General features: G+C 42.1%; 13 protein-coding genes. 1 reads left to right on the top strand and 12 read right to left on the bottom strand.

Annotated features, from left to right (window positions below; all coding sequences use genetic code 11):
- Window positions 1-10 precede the first annotated feature (10 nt).
- The gene (locus tag JI665_RS04565; protein WP_206836823.1) at window positions 11-865 is read right to left on the bottom strand and encodes a GRP family sugar transporter; all 855 of its coding nucleotides are present in this window, start codon (window positions 863-865) and stop codon (window positions 11-13) included.
- A gap of 292 nt (window positions 866-1157) precedes the next feature.
- Between JI665_RS04565 and sstT the strand changes: the two genes are divergently transcribed.
- Window positions 1158-2390: a serine/threonine transporter SstT gene (gene sstT / locus JI665_RS04560; protein ID WP_206836819.1), complete on the top strand. Its 1233-nt coding sequence runs from the start codon at window positions 1158-1160 to the stop codon at window positions 2388-2390.
- Between the two features lie 121 nt (window positions 2391-2511).
- Here the strand turns inward: sstT and JI665_RS04555 are convergent, their stop codons facing one another.
- From JI665_RS04555 to JI665_RS04505, 11 genes are all read right to left on the bottom strand, one after another.
- Entirely contained in the window at window positions 2512-2907 is a 396-nt protein-coding gene (locus JI665_RS04555; RefSeq protein ID WP_206836816.1) for a VOC family protein, read from the bottom strand.
- A 160-nt stretch (window positions 2908-3067) separates the two neighbouring features.
- Complete coding sequence (locus tag JI665_RS04550; RefSeq protein WP_206836813.1) at window positions 3068-3511, bottom strand: Rrf2 family transcriptional regulator; 444 nt, start codon at window positions 3509-3511, stop codon at window positions 3068-3070.
- Window positions 3512-3693: 182 nt separating this feature from the next.
- Window positions 3694-4128 carry an SRPBCC family protein gene (locus JI665_RS04545; protein WP_206836811.1) on the bottom strand — a complete coding sequence of 145 codons (435 nt, stop codon included), beginning with the start codon at window positions 4126-4128 and terminating at the stop codon, window positions 3694-3696.
- A 14-nt stretch (window positions 4129-4142) separates the two neighbouring features.
- A complete protein-coding gene (locus JI665_RS04540; RefSeq protein ID WP_206836808.1) occupies window positions 4143-4919 on the bottom strand; it encodes an SRPBCC domain-containing protein in 777 nt (258 codons plus the stop codon).
- Window positions 4920-5091: 172 nt separating this feature from the next.
- The gene (gene lacD, locus JI665_RS04535; protein ID WP_206836805.1) at window positions 5092-6078 is read right to left on the bottom strand and encodes a tagatose-bisphosphate aldolase; all 987 of its coding nucleotides are present in this window, start codon (window positions 6076-6078) and stop codon (window positions 5092-5094) included.
- 11 nt (window positions 6079-6089) lie between these two features.
- The gene (locus JI665_RS04530) at window positions 6090-7028 is read right to left on the bottom strand and encodes a hexose kinase (RefSeq protein WP_206836804.1); all 939 of its coding nucleotides are present in this window, start codon (window positions 7026-7028) and stop codon (window positions 6090-6092) included.
- On the bottom strand, window positions 7025-8200 hold the full coding sequence (gene nagA, locus JI665_RS04525; RefSeq protein ID WP_206836801.1) for an N-acetylglucosamine-6-phosphate deacetylase: 1176 nt from the start codon (window positions 8198-8200) through the stop codon (window positions 7025-7027). The genes JI665_RS04530 and nagA overlap by 4 nt, the downstream gene beginning before the upstream one ends.
- Window positions 8201-8295: 95 nt before the next feature.
- Window positions 8296-9468 carry an SIS domain-containing protein gene (locus tag JI665_RS04520; RefSeq protein WP_206836798.1) on the bottom strand — a complete coding sequence of 391 codons (1173 nt, stop codon included), beginning with the start codon at window positions 9466-9468 and terminating at the stop codon, window positions 8296-8298.
- 22 nt (window positions 9469-9490) lie between these two features.
- Complete coding sequence (locus JI665_RS04515) at window positions 9491-10396, bottom strand: ROK family protein (protein WP_206836794.1); 906 nt, start codon at window positions 10394-10396, stop codon at window positions 9491-9493.
- Between the two features lie 141 nt (window positions 10397-10537).
- Window positions 10538-11371, bottom strand: a complete 834-nt coding sequence (locus JI665_RS04510) for a carbohydrate ABC transporter permease (protein ID WP_206836791.1) — start codon at window positions 11369-11371, stop codon at window positions 10538-10540.
- Between the two features lie 14 nt (window positions 11372-11385).
- Window positions 11386-12339: a carbohydrate ABC transporter permease gene (locus JI665_RS04505; protein WP_414635260.1), complete on the bottom strand. Its 954-nt coding sequence runs from the start codon at window positions 12337-12339 to the stop codon at window positions 11386-11388.
- Between the last annotated feature and the right edge of the window lie 36 nt (window positions 12340-12375).

The raw sequence follows: 12375 nt of genomic DNA, 5'->3' as shown, positions 1-12375 counted from the left end.
TCCCTTATTTTTATTTTTTCGTAAATCCCAGCAAAACTCCCCCTGCGATAATAAACAAACAGCCAAGGAGAACCATAAACACCTGCTTTTTGCTTTTGCGTTCATTTAAAAAGAAAAGACCGCCAATGGTCGATATCACAATTCCGGTCTGAGAGAGTGAAAAACTGGTGGCCACTCCGATCTTTGGAAGTGAAAGCAGCAATCCCAGATTCCCCGTACTCCAAATAAGCCCCGTAATGATATTCCGGACAGCAAATTTGTTATATGGCTTGTGGCGCAAAGTAATGAGGAAGGCTCCTGTTACCATCCCAATCGCTTGCGGCAGAATCGCAGACCAGCCGTCAATTTCAAACCAGCGGATTAATACGACATACCCTACAAATCCTGCCGTAGATAAAAGCAGTACAAGCAGGCCTTTCTTGAGACTTTTTCCCTGTTCCTTTGCATCCCCCTGTTTAAGAGACGTCAGAACGGCACCGACAATGATGCAGACCAGAGAGCCGACCCCTATTATAATGCTCATCGTTGTTTCCCATTCTTTAAAAATGAATACCCCAAAGAAAGTTGTTCCTATAAGCTGCAGGCCTGTGGACATCGGAGCTGTCTTGGCAACCCCCAAATAGCGGACTGCCCCAAACTGATTCTTCTGCCCAATCGACCAGAATAAGCCAGAAATGAAGCCGACTGCCCAAACAATATTGGACAAATCCGGCCTTTTGAAAAGATAAACAGCGATGGCAAATAACAGGGCTCCTATTGTCGTACCCAGTGTCTGGCTGTCCTCATCCCCGCCAAGCTTGTTGCTGACAAATACAATGCTGCCCCAGGAAACCGCTGCTATGAGGGCTAATAGAATTCCTGTCATGGTGTGTACCCCATCTTTCGCTTTATGTACATTTTTAGATTGCGGTTATAGAAAGGCTTCTATTCCACAAGCAAAAAAGTATTGAATTATTTAGTATCATTCCACAAAAATAAACTAGTGAAACCAACAGCATCAGCATTCTATCTCAAAAAAGACCGTTTAACAGATATTTCAATATAATAATTTATCGCACAATTTATAATATTTGTGTTAAACTAACTAATATCACTGTCGAATAACAGTGAAAGGCATTTATTCTCTTTTATATAATAAGGACTTCGGAGGGAATTCTATGAAAAACGCACTCAGCAAGTGGAATCAAATAAGCCTGGTAAAAAGAATTCTGCTGGGTATCATTGCAGGTATTGCCCTGGCTTTGACTATTCCTAAAGCAGCGGGATGGATCACCATCTTCGGCACTCTTTTTGTAGGTGCATTAAAAGCTGTAGCACCGGTATTGGTATTTTTCTTGGTAATGCACGCCATTTCCAAACATAGAAGCGGCCATAAAACGAATATGAAATCTATTATCGCCCTTTATGGTTTAAGTACATTTCTTGCTGGATTTGTCGCAGTTGTTGCGAGCTTCATTTTTCCGGTTACCCTGTCACTTGCTCCCGGAGCTGAGGATGTAACACCTCCTGGAGGGATTGCAGAAGTTCTTAAAACCCTGCTGACAAACGTGGTGGACAATCCGGTCAATGCACTGATCAACGGCAACTATATCGGTATTCTGACTTGGGCGATTCTCCTCGGCATGGCTTTAAGAAAAGCTGCTGATACAACAAAAAACATGCTCGCAAACTTCTCGGATGCCATCTCGACTCTAGTAAAATGGGTGATTAACTTCGCCCCAATCGGGATTATGGGTCTCGTGTTTGATGCGATTGTCACCAATGGTCTTTCTGCACTGCTTGATTACGGAAAACTGCTTGCAATCCTGCTGGGTTCCATGTTCTTTATTGCCCTTGTTGTAAATCCGCTGATCGTATTCTTAAATATTCGCAGGAACCCATATCCTCTAGTATTTAAGTGCCTGAGAGAAAGCGGAATTACAGCATTCTTTACGCGCAGTTCAGCAGCAAACATCCCTGTAAATATGAGCTTATGCGAAAAGCTAGGGCTGGATGAAGATACTTATTCTGTATCCATCCCATTAGGCGCCACGGTTAACATGGCAGGTGCAGCTGTTACGATTTCTATTCTGACTCTTGCAGCTGTCCATACGCTGGGCATTCAAGTGGACTTTGCAACTGCCCTTATCCTTAGCGTATTAGCAGCAGTTTCTGCTGCAGGTGCTTCAGGTGTAGCAGGCGGATCGCTTCTTCTAATTCCTTTAGCAGCCAGCTTATTCGGAATACCGAATGACATCGCGATGCAGGTTGTCGGTGTAGGATTCATCATTGGAGTTCTTCAGGATTCATGTGAAACGGCCCTTAACTCGTCATCAGATGTTCTATTTACCGCAACTGCTGAATATGCAAAGAAACGCAAGGAAGGCAAGATTGTGAAAATCAGTGCCTGATAACAAAATAGAGGAGCCAGTCCTCTGACTGGCTCCCCCATGAAAAAAAGCCCTCTCGCGATGGAGAAGGCTTTTTTCATTTATGTATTTTCCCATATGATGCTATAAGTTTTAGGTAAGTTTACTTGGCATTTGCATCCGGCTGGTGAATACCGAAAATATTCCCTTCAGTATCCTTATAGTACCCCTGCCAAGCCATTCCAGGAAGAGCATACTTCGGCAATGCGACAGTGCCGCCATTCTCAAGGATTCGGGCTTCAGCTGCATCATAGTCCTCCACACCCATCGTGCAGGCATATCCATTTAGCGCTTGATTAGCCTCTGGAGGTGGTCCCTGCCTCTTCATTAGAGCACCGTTAATGCCCTGCTCATCTTCATTTCCAGTGACTGCTCCATAATAAGGCATTCCGGCATACTCACTCCAATCCTGAAATGACCATCCGAATACCTCGCTATAAAACTTCTTGGCCCGTTCCATGTCGTCTACATGAACTTCAAAATGAACTAATCTGCCCATAGTCTCCTCCTTATACTCGTAATCGCTTACAAGTTAATTATAAGGCTTGTGGAAAAAAGTACAACTTAAAAAGGCACCCTTCACATGTAGAACTGTACCATTCTTCTTATTACTCAATGATAATTTCTTTGCATAATCATATAAATTTCCCCAAAAAAAATTACACAGATTGATTAAAATTCATTTTGTGATTCTTTGTGAACTCAATTTCTTTTGCAATATCAGCGATATATTTATTGTTCAGCTCATCTTTCATCCTTTTCTCTGCTTCGATCATCACCTTTTCAATTGGGCAATCTTCATTTGAAAAATCCTCATGCTCCAAAGAACAATTAAACAAAGTGGTGTGCCCTTCAATGGCATGAATTACATCCAAAAAAGAGGTTTTACGAGTACGGCTTACAATGCTGTATCCGCCCTTAACACCAGGAGTTGATTCGATCAGTCCTGCTTTTACTAGTTTTGTAAGAATTTTGGACAGGTAGGTCGGCGAAAGATTTTGGATTTTAGCCAGCTGTTCAACGCCAACGGATCTCCCCTTCGGTGTTATAGTTAAATAGACCATCGTGTGCAATGCATAATTGGTGGCTTTTGAATATTTCATTTGCAGTCTCCTTTATTAATACATTAAAGACCCTTAATATCTGTAATTACCTTAACCAAAATCTCAATAATAATCAAGTAACACTATTCTAACTTATTGTTACTGATGAAAAATAAGGTGCCAGCCTCTGTATACTTGAGGCAGACACCCTTATTCAACCTACAGGAAACCTGCAATAAAAATTATTTTTCAAGAATGGCTTTTATTAGTTTCAAATCCTTCATGTTTGCTCTTCTCATCATGGGTGCCATGAATGGAGACATGATCTTATTAAAGCCATTTGGGTTTCCTTTATTTCTTATAGTCATTTGAGTATGGTTTTCATCTATAGCTTGCCATGTATAGATGGTTTCCATGGGAAATGGGCCGTTTGCTGTTTTCATTGCCATTTTCCTTTCAGGAATGAATTCTGCAATTTCATATACATATTCAAGCTCCCTGCCAAGAAATTTTGCTTTAAAAGCAACTTGGGAGCCCAGCTGAAGCGGTTTTGGTGTCTTCCATTCAACAGATTGTATATTCACATACCAATCAGGAGCATGATCAGGGTTAGCGGCATATTCAGCAACTTGTGTAATAGGGCAATTAATTGTTATTTCTGTAAAAACATCTACCATCTCGGCCTCCTAAATTAATTGTCTTCTACGTAGTTTTTTAATAGGGTGCCAAGCAAGTATTCCCATCCCTTGGAATGCTCCTCTTCCCATTGGTCCTGAATAACACCAGAAGCTGTATGGGAAAGCTGAAGCAGTGTACCACCTTCTTTTTCAAGAAGACGATACGTATAGGCACTGTTGACCGCTCCCTGCATGCCAAGATGGCCATGCAGCCGTATTTCTTCAGGAGCATTCACATAATAAACATTCCCCCACACTGCACCTTCTTTTTCACCCCATCTTTCGATAAACTGTCCGCCTATAACTGGCTCAAAAGTAAAGTGAGAATCTACTCCTTTTGGAGCTATGCGGAACTCCCACCAATCTTCCACCTTTTCGGTTAATGCTCTGAATACTTCTTCACGTGGTGCATCAAGAATAATCTCCTGTTCAATACGAAAATCCTTAGTTGATTCCATCGTTTTCTCTCCTCCTTTTTCTGTTACTGTCTTCCGTAAATTAAGCAGCGAGTTTGCTGTAGATTGCATGTATTTGTCAACCCAGCGCTCATGCACTTCCTGAAGTGGAATTGCATTAAGAAAATGCCTTTTATATTTTCCTTCACGCCTTACCAGGACCAAATTCCCTTCCTCTAAAATATTTAGATGCTTCATAATGGCATACCTAGTGACTTCAGGAAAATGGTCGTCTAGTTCTCCAGTTGTTCTTGGCGATACCTTAAGAATATCGAGAATTTCCCTGCGGATCGGATGTCCCAATGCTTTAAAAACGGTAGATAATTCATCGTCCATTCCATCGGCCCTTTCCAAAATGATCATTTACACGTGACCAAATGGTAACGTGTTTTATGTGACCTTATGGTAACATATCTATCATTACCAGTCAAGATAACCATAAAACCCCCTTTATCCATTAAGATAAAGGGGAATAATATCAATTAATAATGTTAATTATCCAGTATTTCTATGATAACTTCTCAAACCATGGGCTTGCCGTTTCATTCAAGACCTCATTGAGTTCCTGGATATTCTTTCTGCCAGTGTCCTGCAGCCATGCACGTCCTGCTTCTGGCCCCTTTTCAGAAAATGGAGCTACACCATTTTTCCAGGTAGCACGTCCGCATAATACGCCATTAAAAGTGGAACCTGAATCCTTAGCAAATTTTAAAGTTTTCTGGAACAGTTCTGCACTTACCCCTGCACTCAAAAAAATGAACGGCAGCTTTGTTGCTTCGCTTTGTTCTTTGAAATATGCAGCAGCTCTTTTTTTGTCATAGGCTGTTTCTCCATTTGTGTACCCTTCGACAAAATTCATATCGACCGGAACTTCAACTTTCAAAACGTCCACCTGGTACTGAGGCTTTGAAAATTCCCTCATAGCCTCAATCACTTTACGCGGCTTGACCTTTGCGTATTCTATGCTTTTTACATCATCCAATTCCGAATCATAAGTGATAATCTCAAGGAAAAACGGTATGTCCACTGCCATACACTCTGATCCCACACGTTCCATATAAACATGTTTATATGCATTAATTTTTTCATCTTCATCCACATCGTAATACAGTAAGAACTTTATTGCATCCGCTCCCGCTTCCTTCAAGCGTTTAACGGACCAGTCCTCCAATAGATCTGGCAATCGACCCGCAGCGGCTGCATCGTAGCCCGTTTTTTCATAAGCCACTAATAAGCCAGCCTCCGGATGCCGGGCTTTTGCAGCAGGCAGGCCATATTCAGGATCTAATAGGATCGAAGTTGCATAGGGAGTTAACTCTTGAGAAACTAATTCTTTAAAGAGGACGATTCCTTCATCCCCGACTCCACCTGTGCTTCCTTCAGCAAGCATCTTTTTTAACGAACCGCGCTGATCAATCGCCAATGCTCCAATAATCCCATTTTCACTAGATAAACGCTTTAGGGCAGAAATTTTGCTGTCCGTAAGCTGTAACATGCCAATCACCTCTATGAATCTATTTTTTTCACCTGAACGACCTCATAAAACTGTTTGAACTTAGCTATATTAATATGACCGGTCTTTGCCTCCATCGCATTGAGCATTCCAGTGGTCATGGCTGTTTTCAGTACAGCATCTACAGAAACATTGTTATTCAGAGATACCGCTAACCCTGCGACCGTAGCATCACCCGATCCAACAGGGTTTACAGCGTCAATTTCAGGAATGGTAACTTGAAAAAAATCTCCTGCATGCTTCACAAAAGCTCCCTTACCGCCCATCGATACAACGATCCAGTCAACCCCAAGAAACATATCAGAGTTCAAGACTTGTTTCAGGCTGCTAAGGCTTTGATCTACTTCTATACCAAGAAGCTGTGAAAGCTCCGTAATATTCGGTTTAATGGCATTTGGTTTATCCTTATGCAGCAGAACCTCCCTCAGAGGTTCCCCAGATGTATCAACAATCACAGGGATTTTCTTTCTTCTGCACATTTCGGACATATACCGGTAAAATTCAGAGGGCAACCCTTTTGGCAAGCTGCCTGAAATCGTCACAATAGATGCAGCTGACAGCAGGATTTCAAACTTTTCGAGAGAGTCCGTGCCATCTTCAGGCATTAGAGCCGGTCCTGACTCTAAAATCTCCGTTTGTTTGCCATGATGGAGAATTGCTATACAATTTCGGGATTCTTGGTTGATTTTTAAGAAATGATTATCAATCCTGTCATTCGTCAATTCCTGAACGATGAAGTTTCCAGTTGTGCCACCAAGTACACCCGTAGCCAAAACGGCTTCACCCATCTGCTTCACGACGCGGGCAACATTAATGCCCTTTCCGCCTGCGGTTTTACAGACTCCTTCGACACGGTTCACATCATTAAGTTTGAAATCAGGAATCGGATAAGAAATATCAACCGATGGGTTCATCGTAACAGCTAAGATCATCCTTCTCCCTCTTTCTGAATAAAGCTTTCAGCTTGATACCTGCAAATACCATTAAGATACGTTCCCATTAACTCAAGCTGTGGAGTCAGTACAATAAAATCCGCATCATATCCAGCCGCAATCTTTCCGCATTCTCCATCAAGCTGAATACTTTTCGCAGGTGCAGTACTTGCCATATAGATCGCTTCCTCAGGTGCAGCAATCCCCCACTCTACAGCATTTTTTACTGCATGTATTAATTGCAATATACTGCCTGCTAAACTGCCACTTTTTAATCTGGCTGCTCCTCCCCTCACATCAACGCGGAATTCCCCTAACTGATAGCAGCCTTCAGGCATGCCTCCAGCCATCATACAATCGGTCACCAAGACCGTTTGATCCCGTCCCCGGGTATTCATTAAAATGGCTGCGGCTGCAGGATGGACATGGTGTCCATCACATATAATTTCAGCAAACACATTAGGCAGGTTCATCGCAGCTCCTGCCATGCCAGGTTCACGATGATGAAAACTGCTCATGCCATTAAACGTATGAACAAATACGGAAGCTCCCTTTTCAACTGCCCGCTTTGCTTCTTTATAACTGGCATCACTATGGGCTAACGCTACAGTAACCCTTTGCTTCACAGCATGCTCAATAAATTCAGCTGCTCCCTTTCGTTCAGGAGCAATGGCAATTTTTTTAATAAAATGGTTCGATTGCTTCTGCCATGTTTCCAGCATTTCAATCGAAGGATCACAAAAATACTTTGGGTTTTGTGCTCCTTTATGTACCTCTGTAAAAAATGGACCCTCCAGGAAAATTCCTTTTATTTTCGCCCCCTGCACCTTTGAATAATTTTCGCCAATCATTGCCACCACATCGGACAATGTCTCAAAAGAAGAGGTTAAAGCAGTGGGCAAAAATGATGTCACTCCACATTCGAGCAATCCATTAGAAATAGCGTTTAATCCAACCAATTCATTATCCATAACATCATGGCCCATAAATCCATGAATATGTGTATCAACTAAGCCAGGAGCAATCCAATGTCCTGTATAGTTCAGCACTTCCGACTCGTCCGGAAATGTTTCAATGAAACCAGCAAATTTCCCCTTATTGATTTCCAGATAGCCTGGACCGGCAACACCGTCCTCCAAAAAGAACTTGTCAGCATAAACAAATTTTTTCATACCAGCACCTCTGTTTTTTTTAAAGCTTAGCGCCGCCTTCTTTCTTCCTGTACGGCCCTATCTTTCCGATAGGGCCATTTAATTCAGCCCTTCTGCTATTTACACTTGAATTCATGGATTGTGACACCTTTTACAACGCGGTTAACAGTTCCGCTTGGTGAGGGGGTATCCGGTTTATTCCCGACTTTAACGGAAGCCAGCAAAGAAATCGTTTGACCGACCATAACGAATGGCAAAGACAAATAGGCATCTGGTACAGCCCCCGCCTCCCTTTCGAACAAGAATGCATTTCCGGCATAATTGATGTCCCCCTCAACAGCAATAGCACAAACAGTGCTGGCAATCTGGTCCTGTTTCAGCTCGTTTAAGATATCTAAATCGTATTGGCGGGTATAAAGCTGGTTGGAGACAAAGCCAAATACAATGGCTCTATCATTGATAAAAGACTTTGGACCGTGCCGGAATCCCATGGATGAATCGTATGCGGTCACAATTCTTCCGGCAGTCAACTCCAAGATTTTCAATTGCGCTTCTCTTGCCAAGCCCTCAAATCCCCCTGACCCCAGATAAATAATCCGATCAAATTCTGCATTCATTATCTTTTCAATTTCCACTTTCCTGCCAATGACACTATCTCCCATACGGCGAATGGTTCTGACAATGTTTTCTTTTTCTTCATCAGTTAGGGAATCAAAAATAAGTAAGGCAGTTAACGTCATACAGGTGTAGCTTCCAGTCATCGCAAATCCCTGGTCATTAGACTTTTCAGGCATTAATACCAGCAGATTGTAATTATCTCCAGCTGCCAGCTGAGCTAATTTGCCTTCCTTTGAACAAGTAATGGTGATTTGATATAGATCCGTGACGATTTGTTTTGCCAGCTCGACTGCAGCAATGCTTTCAGGGCTATTGCCGCTTCTGGCGAAAGATACGAGCAGGGTCGGGATTTCAGCTTTAAGAAATTGATATGGATTGGACACAATAGACGTCGTAGGAATACTTTGCATGTCCCACTGATTTTCATCCGCTTTCCCTTTTAAATAAGGAGTAACGGTGTCACCAACATAGGCAGAGGTTCCGGCACCTGTAAAGATCACCCGGACCCGTTGGTGCTTTTCACTCAAATTCTGCAAGTATTCATTAATGAGCTCTCTTTTCTCTTTATAAATAGTTATAGTTTCAGCCCATAAATCAGGCTGTTGTTTGATTTCTGCAGTTGTAATTTCTGCTCCTAATGTCCTTAATTTTTCTCGGCTTAATGTGAACATTTTCTACACCCCTCTTAATCTATTAGATTTCTTCAAACACCCGTAAGGCCGCACCAATTACTCCATTATCCTGTCTGATGGTGCTAATCGTCATATTTCCTAAGAGATGCTTTTGTTCACTGATTTGGAAGGTTTCCAGTTTTTCCTTAATGATGTTAAGCAAAGAGGGATTATTTGCAATCACGCTTCCGCCTAACACAACTCTATGCGGGTCCAATAAGCATGATATGGAGTAGAGTCCTTGAGCCCACAGGTTTGTCACCTCACCTATGATGGACTGATACTCAAATGCTCCCGATTTATAGTTTTCGAAAATATCTTTCGATGACAGCGATTCTTCCTGTAATTTCCTTCTAGCTAGCTTCTCAATAGCCGGACCAGCTGCTGCAGTTTCCAGACGATTCCACTTTGTTCCTTTTGCTCCTGACAAAACGGGTATTAAACCAAGCTCCCCTCCAAATCCAGCTCCTCTATAAAATGTCCCCTGGTTGATAATGGCGCAGGAAATGCCTGTGCTAATCGTTACATAAACAAATGTCTCGTTACTGTTTGCCCCGGCAGCCTTCCACTCGGCAAATGCAGCCATATAAACATCATTGTCTATGACAGCCCGCTTAAGTCCAAATTGATCAAGAAGCCTTTCCTTGATGGGAAATAGAGCCCATGGCAAATTATTTTGAAAAATAGCCATTCCCTTCTCCCTGTCCACCTTTCCAGGAATACCCACGCCCAGTCCCTCCATGTCATGGATAGACATAGAGGACTCAGTAAAAAGTCGTTCAACCGCATCTATTACCTTCTTAAACATCTTTTCTCTATCTGATGGATCGCTTTTTACTTCTGCCCGATTCAGTATCTCCCCTGTTTCTGAAATGATCCCAGCTGCAATCTTGGTCCCGCCAATATCAATGCCAATAGCCTTCTTCAAATCCCTCACCCCGAAACTAATAATAGGAATCGACCTTAAAAGGACGGTTTTATATCCAATTTACTAATAAAAAACTCATAGACAAAAAAGCTATGAGTATATGGTTGCTCTTGCAAGCTTGAGGTTATTTAAGCAAAGAGCTTATTTCCCTCCTGTAACAGCAATCCCTTCAATAAACTGCTTCTGCAGGAAGATAAACAAGATCAGCATTGGCAGGATGGCTAAGAAAGATCCCGCCATCAGAATTGGGTAATTGGTCAAGAATTGTCCCTGAAGCGAGGATAATCCCACTGATAGAGTCATAGACTCAGGAGAACTGTTGACAATCATCGGCCACATCAATTCATTCCAGCTCCAGAGTGTTGTAAAGATTCCTAGAGCGATTAAACCCGGCTTTGCAAGCGGGAGCATCACCCTCCAATAAATCTGAAAATGGTTGCAGCCATCAAGTCTGGCTGCCTCCTCCAATTCTTTGGGCAGTCCCATGAAAAACTGCCGCAATAGAAACGTGCCAAACGCGCTGAACAACCCTGGTACAATGACAGCCTGCAGGGAATTGAGCCATCCTAATTTCACCATAATCATATATTGCGGCAACAGGAAAACTTGCCCAGGCACCATTAACACAGTAAGCGCTAGCAAAAATAGAATGTTTCTCCCCGGAAATTCAATTCTGGCAAAGGCATATGCAGCTAATGAACATAAGAACAATTGGCCTGCTGTCCGCAGAACTGTAATAATTACGGTATTGTACATAAATTTGAAAAAGGGCAGGAGTCCAAATACCTCTTTATAATTTCCCCACTGAAAATCTTCGGGTATCAAAACCGGGGGTACTTGAATCGATTCAGCATACGTTTTTAACGAGGTAAGGATCATCCATAGGAAAGGCAGTACCATTGCTGCAGCCCCAATAATCAGGATGAAATGGAAAAGGAATGTTCTACTTGCAATAAGCTTGAGTGCTCTGTCCATCGGCATCACTTCCTTTAATCATAATGAACCCACTTTTTCTGAAGAACCATCTGGATGGCTGTAATTATTAAAATGACCGCTAATAAAAGAACTGCAATAGCCGCAGCATATCCTTTATCATTTAGTACAAATGCATACTGATAGAACAAATAAACAATAGACTGTGTACTTTCAAGCGCCGTGCTGCTTTTTCCAATCATCATGAAAATCAAGTCGAATACTTGAAATGCACCAATCAGTGACATAATGGACACAAAGAATATAACCGGTGAAAGCAGCGGCAGTGTAATTTTAAAAAACACGGTGACAGGACCTGCCCCATCTATTTCTGCTGCCTCATAATACATCTTTGGAATGCCTTGCAGCCCTGAAAGGAAAATGACCATATTGTAGCCAATACCGCTCCAAATCGCTACCGCAATAATCGAATATAAAGCAATATTGGGATCACTTACCCATTGCGGCCCTTCAATTCCGACCAAGGATAATATATAATTAAACATCCCGTAGTCTGCGTTATACAGCCATTTCCAGACCATCGCAATGGCAGCTGGCATTGTGATGACTGGTAAAAAATACAAAGTCCGGTAAATAGATTTACCTTTGATATTCTGATTTAAAAGAACAGCCACAATAATGGACAGGAAAATTCCAATCGGCACTGTAAAAATAATATAGATGCTTGTGTTTTTAAATGCTTGAAGAAGAGTTGCATCCTCAAGCAATCTCTTATAATTGTCTAAGCCTGTCCACTCATACTGTCCAAATGCACCCCATTCGGTGAAGCTAAAGTAAAAATTCTGAATAATGGGCCAGAGATAAAAAATAAACAATCCAAGCATTGTTGGTGCAATCATAAGATAAGCCCAAAAATAGTCTGACCGCTTCCTTGTTTTGGCGAGGCTCGAAACCTTTATCCTTTTGGCTGTTTTTACTTCTGTCTGAAGAGGTACTTCCTTCAAAGTCATCCCTCCTTATATAAATAGAAGAGAAGAATTGCCAAA

Origin of the sequence: Bacillus sp. NTK034, from assembly GCF_017303275.1 — a bacterium.
In the GTDB taxonomy this organism is placed as follows: Bacteria; Bacillota; Bacilli; order Bacillales; family Cytobacillaceae; genus Cytobacillus.
This window is presented reverse-complemented; position numbering and strand designations above follow the sequence as displayed.